Source organism: Megasphaera coli (assembly GCF_900095855.1).
Taxonomy (GTDB): Bacteria; Bacillota; Negativicutes; order Veillonellales; family Megasphaeraceae; genus Megasphaera; species Megasphaera massiliensis_A.
This window is the reverse complement of record NZ_FMIY01000002.1, coordinates 1-20,476: the sequence shown is the minus strand read 5'-3', so window position 1 is coordinate 20,476 and position 20,476 is coordinate 1. Positions and strand designations below refer to the sequence as shown.

Here is a 20,476-nt window from a genome sequence, read left to right as displayed (position 1 = left end):
CGCCTTTACGCCTCTTCCTTCTTGCCCAAAACCTGATTGATCGCCTGACGGGTCACTTTGATTTCCGTCTTTTCGGCAATGCGCAAAACGGCGTGATCGTCATGCAGCGAAACGATAGTGCCGTAAATGCCGCCCATCGTAATGACTTTGGTACCGGCTTTCAGACTTTCAAGCATTTCCTGACGACGTTTCTGCTGCTTTTTCTGAGGCCGCCACAGCATGAAATAAAAAATAACAACCATCAGTATAATCGGCCAAAACGCGTTCAACTGTTCCATCATGTCCATTTTTTCACCTCCCGAAGCAAGTATTTATATCTATACCGCGGGCTGTCCGCCCCGATATCGATGCCAAAAATCGCGCCGAAACTCGCGGAATGTGCCGTCTATTATAGATTCGCGCATACGCCGCATAAAGTGCAAAAGAAAATACAGATTGTGAATACTTACAAGCCGATATGCCAGAAGCTCTTCAGCCTTGAACAAATGGCGTACATAGGCACGTGTAAAGTTACGGCACGTATAGCAGGAGCACCCTTCTTCAAGAGGTGTAAAGTCTTCGGCATAGCGGGCATTGCGCACATTCAGCCTGCCCGTACCGGTCATGGCCATGCCGTTGCGGGCGACCCGCGTCGGAAATACGCAGTCGAACATATCGACGCCGCGGGCAACCGCCTCGACGAGGCAGTCCGGCGTACCGACACCCATAAGATAGCGCGCTTTGTTTACGGGTAAACAGGGCACGGTCCCTTCCAATATATCATACATGATATCCTTCGATTCGCCAACACTCAAGCCGCCGATGCCGTAGCCGTCGAAGTCCATGTCCGTCAGTTCCGCACAGCTCCGGCGCCGTAATTCCCCGTACATGCCGCCCTGAACGATGCCGAAGAGCCCCTGCGTTTCACTGTGATGATGATCCAGACAGCGCCGTGCCCACCGGCTCGTCCGCTCCGTGGAAAGCCGCGTGTACTCATAATCGGACGGATAGGGTATGCATTCGTCAAAGGCCATGGCAATATCCGAATTCAAAGCCGTTTGAATATCCATGGATACCTCGGGAGAAAGGAATTTTTCGGAACCGTCGATATGTGAACGGAAGGTAACGCCTTCTTCCGTAATCCTGCGCATATCGCCGAGGCTGAATACTTGAAAACCGCCGCTGTCCGTAAGAACGGCCTGTTTCCAATTCATAAACCGATGCAGCCCGCCCGCCTTTTTGATGAGGTCTTCGCCGGGGCGCAGGAAGAGGTGGTACGTGTTGCTCAAAATGACCTGAGCGCCCATATCGTACAATTCTTCAGGCGTCAGCGTCTTTACCGTCGCCTGCGTGCCGACAGGCATGAACATGGGCGTCCTGAACGTGCCGTGCGGCGTACGCAAAAGTCCCGCCCTGGCGCCGTCGCATTCGGCCTGCACTTCGTATTCGATAACCACGTAATCCTCCTAATGTATGAACATGGCGTCGCCGAAGCTGAAAAAGCGGTACTTCTCTTCTACGGCAATTTCATAAGCCCGTAATATTTTTTTCCGCTCCGACATGGCGCTGATCAGCATGAGCAGCGTCGACTCGGGCAGATGGAAGTTCGTCACCAACGCGTCGACAATGCGAAAGGTATAGCCCGGATAAATAAAAATATCCGTCCGTCCGGCGCCCGCTTTGACGCGCCCGCCTGCGCCGGCGCTCTCCAAGGTGCGTACGGACGTCGTCCCGACGGCAATGACGCGCCGCCCTTCGTCCTTAGCCCGGTTTACGGCAGCCGCCGCCGCAGGCGTAATACTGAAAAGCTCACTGTGCATCTTATGGGCCTCGATATTTTCTTCCGTAACGGGGCGAAAGGTCCCCAAGCCGACATGCAAGGTAACGAACACCGTTTCCGCACCTTTTTCCCGTATTTTCGCCAAGAGTTTATCCGTAAAGTGCAGCCCCGCCGTCGGTGCCGCGGCCGAGCCTTTTTCACGGGCATACACGGTCTGATACTCATTCGGGTCATTCATTTTCTCATGAATGTACGGCGGCAAGGGCATCTCACCGATACGGTCGATAATGTCGTCAAAGACACCCTTGTAAGAAAATTTGATAACCCTGCCGCCGAAATCGGTGTGCGCCAAGACAGTGCCGCCGAGATCTTCCGAAAACTGCAAAACCGTTCCGGGCAGCGCTTTTTTTCCCGGTTTGACGAGAACCTCCCACGTGTCCGTACCGACAGGCGTGAGGAGGAGAATTTCCACCTTGCCTCCTGTGGGCACGCGGTTTCCCCGCAATCTTGCGGGAATGACCTTGGAGTCGTTAAAAACGAGGACGTCTCCTGCCCGTATGTGATCGGCGAGGTCATAGAAATGTTCATGTGCCACGGCGCCGCTTCGACGATCGTACACCATGAGGCGTGCCGCGTCACGCGGCTCGGCAGGATGTTGGGCAATCAGCTCCTGAGGCAACTCATATGAAAAATCGGACAACTTCAACACCGCTCATACTCCTTAATATAGTTTGGACAATTGCGTACCCGTATAGTAATGGGCCAGTATTTTGCGGTAAAACGTACTGTCCTCACCGTGTTCCTTCGCCATCTGATAGGCACCGTACTGGCTCATACCGAGACCGTGGCCCCAGCCGAAGCCGTAAACGACGAGGGGAGCCTTTTCTTTCACCGTAAACGTATTGCCCCGCCGGGGCTTGCCCGTATCGGGATCGGGCGGATTGCCGTTTCCCTGATAGAAATCAAAGAGCGTACTCTTAAGCCCCAATATGGACTGAAAGGCATTGCCCGTCACCTGCGCCTGCCCGGCCGTACCGTTCACGACCATGGAGAGGACGCGGCCCGACACACCGCGGTCGGAGACGGCCATAGGCCGCTTACCCAAAGGAGACAAGGTAATGGAGCGTATTTTTCCCACGTTCTTTCCGGCTGCGGCCAAATTCGCCGCCAACCGTTCGGGAGTTATCGTAACGGACCACCTGTACTCCGGCATTTTGTCGCTTTTGTCCGAAACGCCGCGCAAGTAAGGAACCTTGTTGCCCCATACGTTTTCACTGTTTTCCGTCCAGCCGCCGGCAGTGGCGCTGAAAAAGGCATCAATAGGCTTGCCGCCGTAGGTCAGAATTTCTCCGTGCGTCGCTTTGACGGCCTTATAGACGGATGGGGACTCACCGTTTACGCCGGCATAGGTCTGGCTGTTCGTGTCGTCGGTCATATCGAAGCCGCGGCTCTTGAAATAACCCTTATGGGAAAAGGCATATGTCCGTGCCGCCACGGCCTGGGCCTTCAAGGCCTCCATACTCCACGACGGCGACATTTCCTTGCCTACGACACCGTAGAGATATTTCTCCACGGGCACGACATTGACGATTGTAAGGCCCTGTGCCTGCGGTGACTTGATGACTTCCAGATCGCCGCGGTAGGAATAGCCGTCGCTGATTTTAAGGGCACCCTTAGGATTGAGGGAGCGCAGGAGAACGCCTGTTCCTGCAGCCGTCCCGTCAACGGTTACGCCGTTATTGCCGTACGTCAAATTCACGTTTCGATTGGCGGGGTATTTTTTCCATAACGAGCCGTTTCGATACACGCCGACACCGAAAGGGCCGGCTACGGAAACATTGCGCTGCCCTTCACGAATACCGATACGGACGATATCTCCGCCGGCCGCGGCAAACGCCGCTCCGGATAAAGCAAACAGAAAAAACGTCGTCATCAATGCGGCAAACATTCTTTTATATAAAGGCACAATAATCCCTCCCCGTTATAGATAAAGTACCGGTTCGTTAAAAAAGCGATTGACCGCCTCCGGTGTCTTCTTCCGGCACGGCTATACCTAAATGGCGATATGCCGCGATCGTAACGACCCGGCCGCGAGGCGTGCGGTTTAAAAAGCCGAGCTGCATCAAAAAAGGCTCGTACACGTCTTCAACGGCGTCGACGGATTCACTGATGGCTGCGGCAATCGTGTCGAGGCCGACGGGGCCGCCGTTAAATTTCTCAATGATGACATGGAGGACGCGGCGGTCCGTCCGGTCGAGGCCGCAGGCATCCACTTCCAGTCGGTCCAAAGCGGCGGACGCCAGTTCGCGCGTAATCTTCGCCGCATCGGCAACCTGCGCGAAATCGCGTACCCGCTTCAGGAGGCGGTTGGCAATACGCGGCGTACCGCGGGAGCGGCCGGCTATTTCCAGGGCGCCTTCATCATCAATACGGATATCAAGTATTTCCGCCGTCCGCTTGATGATAAGAACCAGCTCCCGTGGGCCGTAAAACTCGAGGCGGCTGATGACGCCGAAGCGGTCGCGCAAAGGAGAAGCCAAGCGTCCGACCTGCGTAGTCGCACCGACAAGTGTAAAAGGCGGCAGGTCGATGCGCACGGAGCGGGCGCTGGGGCCTTTGCCGATGACGATGTCGAGGGCATAGTCTTCCATAGCCGCATAGAGAACTTCTTCCACACTGTGCGAAAGGCGGTGAATCTCGTCGATAAACAGGACGTCCCGCTCTTGCAGATTCGTTAAGAGGGCCGCCAAATCACCGGCCCGTTCAATAGCCGGACCGGACGTAATGCGAAAGCCCACGCCCAGTTCATTGGCAATAATGCCCGCCAAGGTCGTCTTGCCCAGTCCCGGCGGCCCGTACAGGAGAACGTGATCCAGTGCTTCACGGCGCATCTTCGCGGCCGCAATGAAGACCTCCAGGTTTTTCTTGGCCTTTTCCTGACCGATATATTCTTTTAAGTAATGGGGCCGCAGACTGTATTGCCACGAATCACCGGGCAAATCGTCCATTTCCACAATACGATTTTCCTCCACGTCCTACCTCCCCGTGCCCAAGTCACGCAAACAGGCTTTCAGCAAATCTTCCACCGTTGCATGAGAACCGCGCAGCCGTTCAACGACCGGTACCGTTTCGTGAACGGAGTAGCCGAGGCCGACGAGAGCCGCCGTCACCTCGTCTTCTACGGTCGCTCCCGTACCTGCGGCAGTCACGGCTGCAGTGTCTCCGGCGGCCGCATCGGAGGCGCCGATTTTATCCTGCAATTCCAGAATAATGCGTTCTGCCGTCTTTTTACCGATACCGGGCAGCTTTGTCAATATATGACTGTCCTTATTGGCCACGGCCAGGCGGAAGGCATCCGTCCCGGAGGCACTCAAAATACCGTTTGCCACCTTCGGTCCCACACCGTTGACACCTATGAGGAGCATAAAAAGCTCATATTCGTCCTGCGTCAAAAAACCGTAAAGCACGACGGCGTCTTCGCGCACATTCATATATGTAAAAAGGAGCGCCTCTTCGCCGAGTGTTAATCGGGAAAGTGTCGATACGGGCACATAGACGCGGTAACCCACGCCGTGGACATCTACGAAGGCGGAGCCCGAAAATATATGTGTTACCTTTCCCTTTACATAGCCGATCATAATTGCACCTCTCTGTGCAGCCGCCGTGAATGAGCGGCATACACGGTGTATATGGCCATAGCCAGGGCATCGGCGGCGTCGTCGGGCTTTATTTTCTCACGAATCCCCAAGAGCTGCATGGTCATTTGCGTAACCTGTTCCTTCGTTGCTCTGCCGTAGCCCGTAACACCCTGCTTGACTTGAAGCGGATTGAACTCGACGAGCGAAATGCCCGCCTGCTTCGCCGTGAGCAGGATGATACCGCGCGCCTGACCGACCGTAATGGCCGTCGTTACATTGCGGTTGAAAAAGAGCTGTTCCACACCGATTATATCGGGAGTATATTTCCTATACAGCTCGTGAAGACTCGTGTAAATCGTCTCCAACCGGTCGGCATCGCTGCGGTCCGCCGTCGTTTGTACCGTTCCGTACGTGACCGGCTTCAGGCGGCTGCCGTCGGAATCGACAATGCCGAAACCGCAAATGGCCGTTCCCGGGTCGATGCCCATTGCTCTCATAAGCGACGCCTCCTTTATTATAACTTAGTTATTATACCATGAAACGGCACGGTCGGGCCAATAAAATACGTACGAAGCCTCTAGTCCGCAGGTATCTCCACGCGGTGCAGAAAATTGTCCACCGTTCGCCTGTATTCGTTATAGTTCGTTTCAATGCCGACGGCATGGGCCGAATCGGCAAAGATATGTATATATTTCTGCCGGCTTGCGCAGGCTTCATAAAGGGCTTCCGCAGTCTGCACGGGAATCAGCGCATCGTTCGCTCCGTGCAGAAAAAGGACGGGCACCGTGAGGGACTGCACGGCCCGGGCCGGTTCGATTTGCCCCATCGTCTTGCGCGTATGGAGGAACATGGCGGCACGAAAAAAGGGCAGCAAAACGGTATATCCCGTGAGGAAATCGCGATTATCCGACCAGGCGGTTATTTTCTCTTTGCCCAAATCAATGATATTGCCGTACGAGCTGTCGGCGATGACAAAGGCAATATCCCCGTTCCGTTCGTTTCCTGCATAGAGAAGTGCCATGGCCGCCCCCAGGGAAACGCCGTGCAGGCCGACACTCCTCTGGTTCTTTTGATTTCTCAGCCACCGGACCCAGCCGTCTATATCATCGGTCTCGCGCAGTCCCCACGTCGTACCTTCGCCTTCACTTTCACCGTGGCCGCGTTGGTCGATGAGAAGAACATTACGGCCCTCTGCCAAATACATGTCGACAAAGGGAATGGACATGGCGCGATTCTGATATAAGCCGTGCAGGAGAATGACGCTTTTCCCGGTTCCGTCGGGATTGGCAATATATGTCCCCCGCAGCTTGAGTCCGTCTCTGCCGCTTATATTGACGGCTTCCCAATTTTCATTTTTTTCACGTGCCCTGACAGTTGCGACACGTCCTTTATGATTTTCAATGCCCAAAATTTGATCCCACGGCGCGTGCATGAACTTGTTATACGCCACATTACCGACATAACACCCGAAGACAACGGCAATAACCGCGAGGAGCAAAAGCAAATTTCGCAGTTTCTTCATGGTTCTCCTTTACAGACAGAAGAAGCACGCCCCTCAGGTACGCACTTCCTCACATAAGACAACTTGATTTTTTTCATCCGTTTCGCAAAGCCGGACCGATACGGTTTCCCGCAATGAAGTGGGCACGTTTTTGCCGACATAGTCGGCCCGTATGGGAAGTTCCCGATGGCCCCGATCGATGAGTACGGCAAGCTCAATATACTTCGGCCGCCCCAATTCCATGACGGCGTTCAAAGCGGACCGGACAGTCCGCCCCGTAAAGAGCACGTCGTCGACGAGGACGATGGTCTTATTATCGGCGGCAAGCTTATTTTCCGCCGGCCCGATTTCACAGATACTCTTCCGCTTGTGGTCATCGCGGTAGGCGGAAATATCGAGACTGTATACGGGAACGGCAATATCTTCAATGGCCGCAAGCTCTGCCGCAAGGCGTTGGGCCAAAGGAACGCCGCGCGTGCGGATACCGACGAGAAGTGTATCATCCAAGCCCTTGTTGCGCTCTATAATTTCATGTGCAATCCGCCTGATTGCCCGTTCTATCGCTTTTTCATCAAGTAAAAGGGTCTTATATTTCAGCATGGCTCCCCCTTTTTTTCACTGCAGCCACGACGGCGGCGAAATCATCCGGCAGCGGTGCTTCAAAATGCATGCTTTGACCTGTAAGAGGATGTACGAGGTCAAGGGCCCGCGAGTGCAGTGTCTGACCGCTGATGGGAAAGGCATCGCGCTTGTAGCCGTAGAGCGGATCGTTTACGACGGGGTGCGAAATATAAGCCATGTGCACGCGAATCTGATGTGTCCGCCCCGTCTCCAGGCGGCACTCTATAAGTGTATACTCGCCGTAGCGCTCAAGAACAGTAAAGTGCGTGACCGCTTCCTTGCCGTTTTTCAAATTGACGGCCATCTTAATGCGGTCCTTCGGATGTCTGCCGACGGGCGCGTCGACACACCCCTTCGATTCGACAATATTGCCGTGTACAAGGGCCGTATAAACGCGGCACGCAGAGTGACTCTTTATCTGTTCCGCCAAACCCCGGTGGGCCGCATCCGTCTTGGCGGCCACCATAAGGCCCGACGTATCCTTATCGAGGCGGTGAACGATACCCGGGCGAATGAGGCCGTTAATGCCGGACAACTCGCCGCGGCAGTGGTATAAGAGTGCGTTGACGAGTGTCCCCGACGGATTGCCCGCCGCCGGGTGGACAACCATGCCGCGTCGTTTGTTGATGACAATAATATCGGCGTCTTCATAGACGATATCGAGAGGAATATCCTCGGGCCCGACGGAAACTTCTTCAGCCGCGCTCAGCAATACTTTCGTCGTATCGCCGACGTTCATACGGTAGTTTGCCTTGACAACGACACCGTTTACCTGCACGTTGCGGCCCTTTACCAAGGAACCCGCAAAGGACCGGGACATATCCAATTGTTTGCTCATGTACACGTCTACGCGCAGTCCCGCATCCGCTTCCGCCGCAGTCAGTACAGCAGTCTCTTCCATTTACAGCCGCCTTACTCCGAATCGTGAGTCCAACAATATAAAACCAAGAGGCCGACGCCGATGACAATGCCTATGTCGGCAACGTTAAAGACGGGCCAAACGCGAAAATCAAAGAAATCCGTAACGGCGCCGAAAAGAAACCGGTCCACCGCGTTTCCCAGGGCACCGCCCAAGAGAAAACCCATGCCGCAACGGACAATCCGCTTTTTCGGTATGTGCTTTCGAAAAATAAAGTATAACAAAAAAAGCGCTGCCGCCACGGCAATAAACAGCCATTGTTTATTTTCCAAAAAGCCGAAGGCCGCGCCTTTATTCAGAATATAAGTGATATGAAAAAATCCCGGTATGACCGGAACGGATTCATGCAGCGCCATATGCTGCGCAATCACATATTTGCTTGCCTGATCTGTCAGTATTACGGCAACTGCCGCCAAAAAAACCGTCACAACCGTTCCTCCCGCAACCGGCTCTTATGCTGAGTTTGAACGGTTTTATCCTACCACAGAACATCCGAAAAAACAATCTGAACGCGCAAAAAACCGCCATGCCATTTGCACGACGGTTTCTCCTGAAATTGCTTTATTCAGCTGCAATAGCGCCTGTAGGACAAACGGATTCACAAGCTCCGCAATCGATGCAAGCATCGCCTACAATGTATTTCGTATCGCCTTCTGTAATAGCGCTCGTCGGGCACGTATCTGCGCAAGCACCGCATTTTACGCATTCATCGGAAACTACATGCATGATTTTCACCTCCGCAACAATAATACACGAGACCACTTTTTTCTCTCGTTGTCATAATTATTACACGTCCGCGCACTTTTGTCAATCTCAAAATCAGCTGTATACGGCATTATTACTATATTCCTTTCTTGATAATTCATTTCAAGAAAGGGGCTTTTATAAGCATAAATCGTGATTTATTTCGTATTTTTATGTCATGGCTTATTTTGCGTTTCTCTACACGACAACTGAAGCCGTCTTTTTGTATGAGCCCATTCATTTTTACAGTTTTCGTCTAATAACCCAAAGCAATCATTATCATTAAGAAGACACATTCACCCGTGATTTCATCTTTTTTTGATTTCTCAATTCTCAAAAATAAAATAGAACCGTCCCGATGATTTCCCGCTCCCCGTAACTTTTAAAATTTGACAAGTGCCGCCAATTCTTGTAGAATATGACTGTTAACGGGACGTGGCGCAGCTTGGTAGCGCGCTTCCTTGGGGTGGAAGAGGTCGCGAGTTCAAATCTCGCCGTTCCGACCAGACAAAAACAAGACATTGCTGCAGCAATGTCTTGTTTTTTTATGCCACGTTCAGGCTGTCACCTCTTGTTTTCGACGTTCATTTCGTTTGGCAAAGAACGGCAGAGCCACTTCCGGAAAAAGGGCGTAACTGAGCACATCTTCCATGGGTGCGTCGGGATATCCGGCAGCGGCCAGTTCGGCCTTTGCCTTCTCCACTTCAGGTTCCAAGTCGTCTGCCGGCCGATGATCGATGACCGGTTCATCGCCGATGCAGAGCTTGCGGAATTCATCCGTAATTTCACCGGGCACGCGGCCGTACTTACCGCGCACAATGTCGCGCACTTCGTTCGTAATCATCTTATAGCGGCCGAAGAGGACGTTCAGGGCGGCGGCGGAACCCGTAATTTGGCTCGTCGGTGTTACGAGGGGCGGATAGCCCAAATCGCGGCGTACATTGGGCATTTCCGCAAGGACTTCGTCAAAGCGGTCTTCCGCTCCCTGGCTTTTAAGCTGATTGTACAGATTCGTCAGCATACCGCCGGGAATTTGATACTTCCGCACAGCCGGATTGATTTGGCTCGGCAAGGTAAGATTGAACTCGCTCGCTATTTGGCGGCGCACGTCTTTAAAATGATTGACAATGGGCCACAACTTTTCCGTATCGATGTCCGTATCATAAATACTGCCCTGCAGAGCCATGACCATTGTTTCCGTCGCCGGCTGGCTCGTAACGGAACCGAAAGGCGATAAAGCCGTGTCGATGATGTCGACGCCCGCCTCAACGGCTTTCAAATAGGTCATTTCACCGAAACCGCACGTACAGTGTGTATGCAGTTCAATGGGAACGGTCAGGTGCTTTTTCAGCATGCGGATAAGATTATATGCATCGTACGGCGCCAGAAGGCCGGACATGTCTTTGATGCACAGCGAATCGACGCCCATCTCCTGTAATTCGACGGCCCCTTTCGTAAAGCTCTCCAATGTATGAATGGGACTGATTGTATAGACCATGGCCCCCTGAATGTGAACGGATTTCGTCTCCTTCGCCGCTTTAACGGCCGATTCGAGGTTGCGCGAATCGTTGAGCGCGTCAAAAACACGGATAATGTCGATGCCGTTGTCGACGGCACGATTGACAAATTCGTAGACCATGTCGTCCGCATAGTGACGGTATCCCAGAATATTCTGACCACGAAAAAGCATCTGCAGGGGCGTCTTCTTTACATACCGCTTCAACGTACGCAGCCGCTCCCACGGATCTTCGTCCAAGAACCGCATGCACGAGTCAAAAGTCGCACCGCCCCAACATTCAACGGCATGGTAGCCTACTTCGTCCATTGCTTCCAAGACGGGAATCATCTGATTTATACGCATGCGCGTTGCCGCAATGGACTGGTGACCGTCACGCAGGACCGTTTCCGTAATCTTTACTCTGGCCATGTATACCTCCGATATATTTTATATAAAACCAACTGCTAGTATAAGGTCGTAATTTATAATGCATGCCTATTATATCATATTTTATTGATAAATGAAGGCGCCCCGCCAAAAGTCGCATCTGCATAAAAGAGGGCAACCGCTGTGACGGCCGCCCTCGGTAACTTACCTGTTTGTAATTATTTTTTCAACAAAGCTTTCGTATCGGCTACGATGTCGTCTGCGGTCACTCCGTTTTCTTTCAACAATTCCGCCACATCATAGCGATCGTGGAAGGCCTTGGCAATACCGTAATTTTTCACCTTCATTGCTGTCGGTCCGTAGAAGGAGGCGATTTTTTGCCCGAACCCGCCTTCAATAACACCGTCTTCCATTGTCAACACAAGAGAATGATTTTTCTGCAGATCCGTCAGCACTTTTGTATCGATGCCGCTTGCAAATTTCGGATTGATTAGAGTCGCGTGAATGCCCTGTTGCAGCAATTTTTCCGCCGCTTCGGCCGCAAGGCTGTAGAAATTCCCGAGGCCGATGAGCGCAACGCGTTCGCCCTTTTCTGTTACGTCAAATCGATTCAGCCGGCTATAATCGGTCGTATCCGGCTTTCCGGATGCAATGAGAGGACCGACGGGAACGCGAATGGCCACAGGCCGTTCCTGTTGATTTACGGCCCAGTCCAACATGGCCAAATGTTCTTCTTTTGCCGTCGGCGCCAGATATACGAGATCGGGAATATTTCCGAGCATGGGAATATCAAAATACCCTAAATGCGTAATATCGCTCATACCGTAGACGGACGCCATATATACCAATATAACCGCACTGTTGCCGTTCACACAAAGGTCCTGTATAACCTGATCGTATGTGCGTTGTAAAAATGTACTGTATACGTTAAATACAGGTTTACCGCCCCGTTTGGCAATGCCGGAGGCCATGGCGACGGCATGTTCCTCCGCAATACCTACGTCAATATACTGTGCGCCCGCCTCCCTGCGCCATTCGGGCGTAAAGCCGAAGCCTGCAGGCGTTGCCGCATTAACAGCGACGACGGTCGGGTCTTCTTTAATCCGTTTCATCAAATAATCGGCAGTAATGCTTTCATATGAAGCCCCGCCAAAAGCCTCCTTCAATTCACCCGTCTCCTGATTAAAAGGAAGGGAATAATGCCACCGTTCCTTATCGTTCTCCGCCAAGGCAAATCCCTTTCCCTTCTGCGTAACTGCATGAAGGACAACAGGATGGTCAATATCCTTAACAGAACGGAAAAGGTCAATAAGGGAGGCTAAATCATTGCCGTCCGCAAGAAACCGATAATCAAATCCCATGGCTTTGAATATGTTATTCGGGCTTTGACCGTTCGTTTCCCGCAGCTGCCGCAGCCCCGTATACAAACCGCCGTGTGTTTCGGCAATGGACTGGTCGTTATCATTAAGGACAATGATCATATTGCTGCCCAAGGTCGCCGCATAATCCAAGCCTTCATACGCTTCACCGCCGGACAGGGAGCCGTCGCCGATAAGGGCAATAATATTTTCCGTACCGCCGCATAAATCGCGGCCTTTTGCAAGACCGGAAGCTAAACTTACCGACGTGGATGTATGACCGATGTTAAAAAAATCATGTTCGCTTTCAGCAGGATCCGTATATCCCGTCACATCATCGTAATGGGCCGGATCAATAAAAGCCTGCACACGCCCTGTAAGTATTTTATGCATATAGCTTTGATGCGATACGTCATAAACAATTTTATCTGCAGGTGAATTAAAAACATAATGTAAAGCTGTAATAAGTTCTACCGCACCGAGCGGCGGCCCTACGTGACCGCCATGGGCAGCCATCTTGCTCAGTAAGGCCTTACGTGCCTGTACGGTCAAGTCCTTTAATTCGTTAATAGAAAGACCTTTTATATCGGCCGGTGATGTAATATTCTGTAATTCCATAATTTTCTCCTTCTCCATGCAACTATTCATTTCGTATTGCAAATCGTATTATATAATTGTTCTGACATTACGTCAATATCGAAAATGAAATTGCTTTACCTTTCTCCCGTATGCGGCTATACTGAAACTGAAAAGAGGCGTTTTCCGACAGAAAGGAGAGGACATTCATGTGGCCCGTAAAGATAATCAAAGCCGTCTGGTTCAGCCCGACGGGAACAACACAAAAGACCGTAACGAAAATCGCCGCTACTCTCTCAAAAGAATTGTCACTTCCCATAGAAACGTGTGATTTTACCTTGCCCGAAAAGCGAACGGCACCGCTCGTCTTCTCGCCTGAAGAATTAATCGTCTTCGGCACGCCCGTCTACGCCGGCCGGGTACCGAATGTCATCATCAAGTATATTCGCACCGTCTCCGGTCCCGGAGCGCTTGCCGTTCCCGTCGTCCTCTACGGCAACCGCAACTACGACGACGCCCTCATTGAACTGCGCGATGCCCTGGAAGGCGGCGGCATGCACACTATCGCCGCGGCAGCCTTTATCGGTGAGCACTCCTTTTCACGCAGCCTGGCTAAAGGCCGGCCGGACAAAGAAGATTTGGCAAGGGCCGCCTGTTTCGCAGCCTCTATTGCCGAAAAAATACGCAGCGGCAATACGCCAAATCCGATACACGTCCGCGGCGAAAGCCCCTACAGGCCGTATTATACGCCGCGCCTGAAAGACGGCACGCCCATCGACATTCGCAAGGTAACTTCCAAAATCACGGACGCCTGTACATATTGCGGCATTTGTGCCGCTCTCTGTCCCATGGGATCCCTCGATGCGGCGGACCCGGAGCACTATATAAATATATGCATTAAATGCGGTGCCTGTATTAAGGGCTGTCCGCGGCAGGCCCGCTACTACGACGATGCAGGCTATCTCTTTCATAAACGCGACTTGGAAGAAGTATATTCACGCCGGGCCGAACCGGAAATTTTTCTCTAAAGCTGAAAATAATCACGCCTCCATGAACACAAAAGACCGCTTACGAGAAATTGCTTCGCAAGCGGTCTTATTCTTTTTACGCATTTTGAGCGATTTTTGATTTTTCTTCGGTGAATTTCTTTTCCTGTACGGCCAAATCGGCAAAGTTAATGGACTGAAGGCGCGTAACCAAATCGCGCTGTACACCTTCAAAGGCCTCATAGAGAGAGCACATGCCGCCGCAGCCGCGCGTACATGCATCCGTGTCGGAAAGACAGCGCTGCAATTCCGTCTGTCCTTCGACTGCATTGATGACGTCGTAGAGCGTAATGTCCTTCGGTTCCCGCTGCAGTGCAAATCCGCCTTCGACGCCGCGATAGGACTTCATAATACCCGCTGCCGTCAGACTGCGCATAATCTTAAGCAAAAAACGTTCCGGTATATTCTGTTTCGCCGCTAAAGCGGCGCCCGTTATTTTCGTCCCTTCCGGGCATATGGCCAAGTATAGAACCATGCGGAATGCATAGTCCGTTGCCTGATTTAATCGCATATATCATTCCCTCCTTGCTTTATACTCATCATTATACAATAGATAACCAAAAAAGTGTAGTTTTATTTTAAAAAAACAGTACAGTATATCTTGCCTATACTGTACTGTACAAATTTCTATAATTTCGCAATAAAATCGATGATAAAAAAGATAAGAGCCGAAAGGCCCGCACTCAAAGGAATCGTCACTACCCAAGCGACAAGCATGCTGCGTGCTACATCCCAGTGTACGGCGCGAACGCGTTTAGCCGAGCCTATACCCATGATGGAGCCGGACACGACATGGGTCGTGCTGACAGGCAGATGCAGCAGCGTGGCCGTAAAGATAACGACGGACGAGTTGAGGTCCGCCGCAAAACCGTTAATCGCTTCGAGTTTGAAAATCTTCGTGCCCATCGTCGAAATGATACGCCAGCCGCCGGCGGACGTCCCCAAGGCCATGGATGTGGCGCAGGCCAGCTTAACCCAAACGGGGATTTCCATGGTCTCAATGTAACCGCCGCTGAGAAGAGCCAAGGCGATGATACCCATAGCTTTTTGTGCATCATTGGAACCGTGAGAAAAGGCCATTAAACTGGCGGAAGCGATTTGCATCCGGCGAAACTGACGGTTCAGAGAAACGGGCGAATAATTGCGCACGACCCACAAGATGCCGATCATAACGAAATAACCCGTAACCAGAGCTACAACAGGCGACATGACGAGAGACAGAATAATCTTGCCTATCCCTTCACCCGACAAGGCGGCAGGCCCGACGCTGACAGAAACGGCACCGATAACGCCGCCGATGAGCGAATGGGATGAGCTGCTGGGAATGCGGTAATACCAAGTCAGGACATTCCAAATAATGGAACCGATGAGCGCCGCTATAATTACTTCCAAACTGACTTGTGCCGGATCCATGACCAGGTCACCGCCAATCGTCTTGGCAACACCGGTGCTGACCATGGCCCCGAGAAAGTTCAGGCCTGCAGCCATCAAAATCGCACGGCTCGGAGATATAGCCCGTGTCGACACGCTCGTGGCAATAGCATTTGCCGTATCGTGAAAGCCGTTGATGTAATCAAAGAGCACAGCCAGAAAAACGACTGTCCAAATCAACCAATGCTCAGGCATATTTCAACACAATCCTTCTGAATAAGGTCGCCAGGGATTCGCAACCGTCCGTTACGTCTTCAATGGACTGAAGAATTTCCTTCCATTTAATAAGTTCGATAGGATCCCTGCATTCGGCAAACAACTTGCCCATTTCTTCGTGATATAAGTCGTCACATTCCTGCTCGAGCTTCATGATTTTCTTGGTTCTCGCTTCGAGCTTTAAGTATTCTTTTTTTACATTGCGCAAGTATTCGATGGAACGCCGGATTTCTTTCATCGACTTGGCCATGATCGTGGCCATCCTCTTTGTGCCTTCCGTCGCTTCGCCGACCTGATAAATGCACATCTTATCCATAATTTCCGTTACGTTGTCGAGGGCTTTATCCAACTTGTCGATGAGTTCCTGAATATCCTCCCGATCCATGGGTGTAATAAAAGTCTTCTGCAAGCGCTTCATCGTCTCCAGGACAAGCTTATTCGCTTCTTCTTCCAGACCGTTAATTTTCCGCATTGCTTCAGCTTTGGAGATTTCTTCATTAACAGCTTCTTTCAAAATATCCGCCGCCGCATAGCTGAGTGCGGCATGCCGATCCAACAAAGTGAAGAACTTTTCTTCTTTAGGCTTCAAGTGAAATGCCATCCGTATCCAATCTCCTTATGTATCCCTAATAAGACAACAGGCAGGACTTACGCTGTGAATCCACTACGATTATATCATAGGTCATTTCATTCTGCTACAAAAGGGCAAAATGGGATACTGCTTTAATGAGAAAAAATATAAGCATCTTTAATATTGTGTTTTCTGAATTTTCATTATCTCATTTTATCATTTAATAAGAACTTATTATTTTATTTTATTTACATTGTGCTGTACAATAGTTTTAGCAGCCGGATCCGGAAATTTTGATTTCAGGAGGCGTTATACTGCAAATGGACAAACAGATTTTAGTCGTTGAAGCAAATTCCCATGTCGGCACGTATATTCGGGAACATCTTGAACGGGAATCCTACGCCTGTACGCTTGATCACTTAGGGTTCTCCGCGTTGAACCGTTTAGGCGAACAACAATTCGATTTAATCATATTGGATATTTTACTCCTCGACATAAATGGACTCCTGCTTTGTAAAGAAATTCGCCATATGTCATCCGTCCCCATTATGATCATTTCCGAGTTGGACGATATTATTACGAAAGTAAAAGCCTTTGATTACGGTGCCAATGATTATATGACCAAGCCTCTCAATGTTAAGGAGTTATTTGTACGCGTCAGAGCGCTCTTATATAACGGCAGACCTGTAAAGAATAATTTTCACCGTTCCTTAAATCTCAAGGACATCACTGTCGACTTGGACAGTCATGAAGTATTTGTAAACAACAAGCAGGTCGAGCTGACTAAAAAAGAATTTACGCTCCTCACCTATCTCATTCGCAACAAAAATATCGTCGTGTCGCGAGAGCAGATTTTAGACAAAGTATGGGGCTATGATTTTATCGGTACGACCAATATAATTGACGTCTATATTCGCTATATCCGCGGCAAACTTGGCCGGCACACGCCGCAAAAATATATTTCAACTGTTCGCGGCATCGGTTATATAGCAAAAGAATAACCTGCTTAAACACACAAAAGAGGGACGCAACGGAATGCGTCCCTCTTCTTCGTGTAATCAGCGGCTTCCTATGCTCCCGGGGCGTCTCCGCCCAAGTACTGTCGGCGTATGCAGGCTTAACGGCTGTGTTCGGTATGGGAACAGGTGGATCCCTGCAGCTGTCACCACTGAATCGCTTCCCCCGTACCCTCACAACTACAGAAAACGTAAGCCTCCCCTCTTCGTAAGTTAAGCTCTCGGCCTATTAGTACCGGTCCGCTCCATGCATCGCTGCACTTCCACTCCCGGCCTATCTACCATCTCGTCTCCATGGGGCCTTACTTACTTTCGTACTCAGAAACCTCATCTTTAGGCCGGTTTCACGCTTAGATGCTTTCAGCGTTTATCCCTCCCCGACGTAGCTACCCGGCTGCACGGCTGGCGCCATGACCGGTACACCATCGGTCGGTCCACTCCGGTCCTCTCGTACTGGGAGCAGCCCCTTTCAAGTTTCTTACGCCCGCGATGGATAGGGACCGAACTGTCTCACGACGTTCTGAACCCAGCTCGCGTACCACTTTATTGGGCGAACAGCCCAACCCTTGGGACCTACTTCAGCCCCAGGATGTGATGAGCCGACATCGAGGTGCCAAACCTCCCCGTCGATATGGACTCTTGGGAGAGATAAGCCTGTTATCCCCAGGGTAGCTTTTATCCGTTGTGCGATGGCAATTCCACTCTCTACCACCGGATCACTAAGCCCGACTTTCGTCCCTGCTCGACCTGTCCGTCTCGCAGTCAAGCTCCCTTCTGCCTTTGCACTCTGCGCGCGGTTTCCGTCCGCGCTGAGGGAACCTTTGGGCGCCTCCGTTGCTCTTTCGGAGGCGACCGCCCCAGTCAAACTGCCCGCCTGAGACTGTCCGAAGCCTCGTTACGGCTCTCGTTAGAATTTCAATAAAACAAGGTTGGTATCCCACCGCCGACTCCGCGCAAACTGGCGTTCACGCCTCTACGTCTCCCAACTATCCTGTACGTCTTCTACCGAAACTCCATCTCAGGTTACAGTAAAGCTCCATGGGGTCTTTCTGTCCAGTCGCGGGTAACCTGCATCTTCACAGGTACTTCAATTTCACCGGGTCCCTCGTTGAGACAGTGCCCAAATCGTTACACCTTTCGTGCGGGTCGGAACTTACCCGACAAGGAATTTCGCTACCTTAGGACCGTTATAGTTACGGCCGCCGTTTACCGGGGCTTCAATTCTCTGCTTCGCCTTTCGGCTTACACGTCCTCTTAACCTTCCGGCACCGGGCAGGTGTCAGCATCTATACGTCAGCTTTCGCTTTTGCAGACGCCTGTGTTTGTGCTAAACAGTCGCTTGGGCCTCTCTTGTGCCACCCCTTTCAGCTCCTACCGCTTCCGGTCCTCACCTACTCGGGGTTATCCTTTTCCCGAAGTTACGGATACATTTTGCCGAGTTCCTTAACGAGGGTTTTCCCGCGCACCTTAGAATTCTCTTCCCGCCTACCTGTGTCGGTTTTGGTACGGGCGCCGCAGCCCTCGCTAGAAGCTTTTCTTGACAATCGAGTCCCCGTTCCTTCGCCTGTATCTCTACAGCCTCCCCATCACATCTCGGGCTTTTTGTGTGCCGGATTTGCCTACCACACTCCCTACCTGCTTGGACATGCTCTTCCATTCGCATGCGAACGTTCCTTCTTGTGTCACTCCCTCGCTCTATCGGTCTGCGCCGGTGCAGGAATTTCAACCTGCTCTCCATCTCCTATGCTTCTTCGCCTCGGATTAGGTCCCGACTTACCCCGGGTCGACGATCGTTGCCCGGGAACCCTTCGGCTTTCGGTGGAAAGGATTCTCACCTTTCTTTTCGCTACTCATACCGGCATTCTCACTTCCTATCGGTCCACCTGTCCTTCCGGTCAGGCTTCTCCCCCATAGGAACGCTCCCCTACCCATGTATGTCTCCCATACATGCCATCGCTTCGGTTCCGTGCTTGAGCCCCGGTCATCTTCGGCGCGACGTCTCTCGACCGGTGAGCTATTACGCACTCTTTTAATGATGGCTGCTTCTGAGCCAACATCCCGGTTGTTTTCGAAACGTCACCTCCTTTTCCACTTAGCACGGCATTGGGGACCTTAGCGGTTGGTCCGGGCTGTTTCCCTCTTGACTGCGGGTCTTATCACTCGCAGTCTGACTCCCATGTATAAGTACTGCCATTCGTAGTTTGATTAGGTTCGGTAACCTTCTGGCCCCTTCCCTGTTCAGTGCTCTACCGCCACTACTCTCTCCATGAGGCTAGCCCTAAAGCTATTTCGGGGAGAACCAGCTATCTCCACGTTCGATTGGCATTTCACCCCTATCCACACCTCATCCAAAAGCTTTTCAACGCTCACTGGTTCGGTCCTCCACACATTGTTACCTGTGCTTCAACCTGGGCATGGATAGATCACTGTGGTTTCGGGTCTACTATATCCGACTTATCGCCCTCTTCAGACTCGCTTTCGCTTCGGCTCCGCGTCTTCCGCTTAACCTCGCCGCATATACTAACTCGCCGGTTCATTCTTCAATAGGCACGCCGTCACACCCTTATCGTGCTCCGACTGCTTGTAGGCATACGGTTTCAGGTTCTCTTTCATTCCCCTCCCGGGGTTCTTTTCACCGTTCCCTCTCGGTACTCTTCGCTATCGGTCCATATCAGTATTTCGCCTTGGAGGGTGGTCCCCCCTGCTTCCCACAAGGTTCCTCGTGCCCCGTGGTACTCCGGATTCTACCCCACTCGCTTCGTTGCGCCTACCGGGCTCTCACCGTCTTCGGCTCAGGTTCCCACCTGCTTCGGCTTCCTCCGCTCATGTCTTAGTAGTCCTCTACCCCGTCTCGGTTTCCCGCTTCGGTTTGGGCTCCGCCCTCTTCGCTCGCCGCTACTACGGGCATCTCTGTTGATTCTTCTTCCTCCGGCTACTTAGATGTTTCAGTTCACCGGGTGCCCCCCTCCATTACCGGAGGTGACAGTACTTCTACTGCCGGGTTGCCCCATTCGGATATCTGCGGCTCTCCGGTTACTTGCACCTTACCGCAGCTTTTCGCAGCTTATCGCGTCCTTCTTCGGCTGATATGGCCTAGGCATCCGCCGTACGCCCTTTCTTTCTTAACTTTCCTTCTAAGGTTTTTCTCTTTCTTTCAGAGGTCTTTCTTACGTTTTCATGTAGTTGTCAAGGTAC

19 protein-coding genes, 1 tRNA gene and 2 rRNA genes are annotated in these 20,476 nt (G+C 51.7%); 3 read left to right on the top strand and 19 right to left on the bottom strand.

The features are described from left to right. Positions 1-5 precede the first annotated feature (5 nt). The 12 genes from yajC to BQ2674_RS00485 form a co-directional block, all read right to left on the bottom strand. On the bottom strand, positions 6-287 hold the full coding sequence (gene yajC / locus BQ2674_RS00540) for a preprotein translocase subunit YajC (protein WP_075571951.1): 282 nt from the start codon (positions 285-287) through the stop codon (positions 6-8). A 30-nt stretch (positions 288-317) separates the two neighbouring features. Then, the gene (tgt, locus tag BQ2674_RS00535; RefSeq protein WP_075571950.1) at positions 318-1,436 is read right to left on the bottom strand and encodes a tRNA guanosine(34) transglycosylase Tgt; all 1,119 of its coding nucleotides are present in this window, start codon (positions 1,434-1,436) and stop codon (positions 318-320) included. A gap of 9 nt (positions 1,437-1,445) precedes the next feature. After that, positions 1,446-2,465, bottom strand: coding sequence for a tRNA preQ1(34) S-adenosylmethionine ribosyltransferase-isomerase QueA (gene queA / locus BQ2674_RS00530; protein ID WP_075573308.1), 1,020 nt, complete (start codon positions 2,463-2,465; stop codon positions 1,446-1,448). A 15-nt stretch (positions 2,466-2,480) separates the two neighbouring features. Beyond that, positions 2,481-3,725, bottom strand: a complete 1,245-nt coding sequence (locus tag BQ2674_RS00525) for a SpoIID/LytB domain-containing protein (RefSeq protein ID WP_143696384.1) — start codon at positions 3,723-3,725, stop codon at positions 2,481-2,483. Between the two features lie 37 nt (positions 3,726-3,762). After that, positions 3,763-4,791, bottom strand: a complete 1,029-nt coding sequence (gene ruvB / locus BQ2674_RS00520; RefSeq protein WP_075571948.1) for a Holliday junction branch migration DNA helicase RuvB — start codon at positions 4,789-4,791, stop codon at positions 3,763-3,765. 3 nt (positions 4,792-4,794) lie between these two features. Beyond that, positions 4,795-5,397 (bottom strand): Holliday junction branch migration protein RuvA, encoded by a 603-nt coding sequence (ruvA, locus tag BQ2674_RS00515; RefSeq protein ID WP_075571947.1) that lies wholly within the window; start codon positions 5,395-5,397, stop codon positions 4,795-4,797. Then, positions 5,394-5,894, bottom strand: coding sequence for a crossover junction endodeoxyribonuclease RuvC (gene ruvC, locus BQ2674_RS00510; protein ID WP_075571946.1), 501 nt, complete (start codon positions 5,892-5,894; stop codon positions 5,394-5,396). The genes ruvA and ruvC overlap by 4 nt, the downstream gene beginning before the upstream one ends. An 80-nt stretch (positions 5,895-5,974) precedes the next feature. Further along, complete coding sequence (locus BQ2674_RS00505; protein ID WP_075571945.1) at positions 5,975-6,919, bottom strand: alpha/beta hydrolase; 945 nt, start codon at positions 6,917-6,919, stop codon at positions 5,975-5,977. Positions 6,920-6,952: 33 nt separating this feature from the next. Then, positions 6,953-7,498, bottom strand: a complete 546-nt coding sequence (pyrR, locus tag BQ2674_RS00500) for a bifunctional pyr operon transcriptional regulator/uracil phosphoribosyltransferase PyrR (protein WP_075571944.1) — start codon at positions 7,496-7,498, stop codon at positions 6,953-6,955. Continuing rightward, positions 7,485-8,420 carry an RluA family pseudouridine synthase gene (locus tag BQ2674_RS00495; RefSeq protein WP_075571943.1) on the bottom strand — a complete coding sequence of 312 codons (936 nt, stop codon included), beginning with the start codon at positions 8,418-8,420 and terminating at the stop codon, positions 7,485-7,487. Before BQ2674_RS00495 ends, pyrR begins: the two co-directional genes overlap by 14 nt. An 11-nt stretch (positions 8,421-8,431) precedes the next feature. Next, positions 8,432-8,866 carry a signal peptidase II gene (gene lspA / locus BQ2674_RS00490; RefSeq protein WP_075571942.1) on the bottom strand — a complete coding sequence of 145 codons (435 nt, stop codon included), beginning with the start codon at positions 8,864-8,866 and terminating at the stop codon, positions 8,432-8,434. Between the two features lie 133 nt (positions 8,867-8,999). Next, the gene (locus tag BQ2674_RS00485; protein ID WP_075571941.1) at positions 9,000-9,164 is read right to left on the bottom strand and encodes a DUF362 domain-containing protein; all 165 of its coding nucleotides are present in this window, start codon (positions 9,162-9,164) and stop codon (positions 9,000-9,002) included. 447 nt (positions 9,165-9,611) lie between these two features. Here BQ2674_RS00485 and BQ2674_RS00480 point away from each other — a divergent pair. Then, positions 9,612-9,688, top strand: a tRNA-Pro gene (locus BQ2674_RS00480). A gap of 50 nt (positions 9,689-9,738) precedes the next feature. Here the strand turns inward: BQ2674_RS00480 and BQ2674_RS00475 are convergent. Next, positions 9,739-11,109 carry a pyruvate carboxylase subunit B gene (locus BQ2674_RS00475; RefSeq protein WP_075571940.1) on the bottom strand — a complete coding sequence of 457 codons (1,371 nt, stop codon included), beginning with the start codon at positions 11,107-11,109 and terminating at the stop codon, positions 9,739-9,741. 176 nt (positions 11,110-11,285) lie between these two features. Beyond that, positions 11,286-13,043 (bottom strand): 1-deoxy-D-xylulose-5-phosphate synthase, encoded by a 1,758-nt coding sequence (locus BQ2674_RS00470; protein WP_075571939.1) that lies wholly within the window; start codon positions 13,041-13,043, stop codon positions 11,286-11,288. Positions 13,044-13,210: 167 nt separating this feature from the next. Here BQ2674_RS00470 and BQ2674_RS00465 point away from each other — a divergent pair, with 167 nt between their 5' ends. Then, positions 13,211-14,029 (top strand): EFR1 family ferrodoxin, encoded by an 819-nt coding sequence (locus BQ2674_RS00465; RefSeq protein ID WP_075571938.1) that lies wholly within the window; start codon positions 13,211-13,213, stop codon positions 14,027-14,029. 76 nt (positions 14,030-14,105) lie between these two features. Here the strand turns inward: BQ2674_RS00465 and BQ2674_RS00460 are convergent, their stop codons facing one another. From BQ2674_RS00460 to BQ2674_RS00450, 3 genes are all read right to left on the bottom strand, one after another. After that, positions 14,106-14,558, bottom strand: coding sequence for an RrF2 family transcriptional regulator (locus BQ2674_RS00460; RefSeq protein WP_075571937.1), 453 nt, complete (start codon positions 14,556-14,558; stop codon positions 14,106-14,108). Between the two features lie 116 nt (positions 14,559-14,674). Beyond that, entirely contained in the window at positions 14,675-15,673 is a 999-nt protein-coding gene (locus tag BQ2674_RS00455; RefSeq protein WP_075571936.1) for an inorganic phosphate transporter, read from the bottom strand. Then, positions 15,666-16,295 carry a DUF47 domain-containing protein gene (locus BQ2674_RS00450; protein WP_075571935.1) on the bottom strand — a complete coding sequence of 210 codons (630 nt, stop codon included), beginning with the start codon at positions 16,293-16,295 and terminating at the stop codon, positions 15,666-15,668. The genes BQ2674_RS00455 and BQ2674_RS00450 overlap by 8 nt, the downstream gene beginning before the upstream one ends. Before the next feature lie 290 nt (positions 16,296-16,585). On the opposite strand from BQ2674_RS00450, the gene BQ2674_RS00445 reads away from it, so the two are divergent. Then, positions 16,586-17,266 carry a response regulator transcription factor gene (locus BQ2674_RS00445; protein WP_075571934.1) on the top strand — a complete coding sequence of 227 codons (681 nt, stop codon included), beginning with the start codon at positions 16,586-16,588 and terminating at the stop codon, positions 17,264-17,266. Between the two features lie 55 nt (positions 17,267-17,321). Here the strand turns inward: BQ2674_RS00445 and rrf are convergent. Next, a 5S ribosomal RNA gene (gene rrf / locus BQ2674_RS00440) occupies positions 17,322-17,438 on the bottom strand. A 52-nt stretch (positions 17,439-17,490) separates the two neighbouring features. After that, positions 17,491-20,409: ribosomal RNA gene (locus tag BQ2674_RS00435) — 23S ribosomal RNA — on the bottom strand. Positions 20,410-20,476 lie beyond the last annotated feature (67 nt).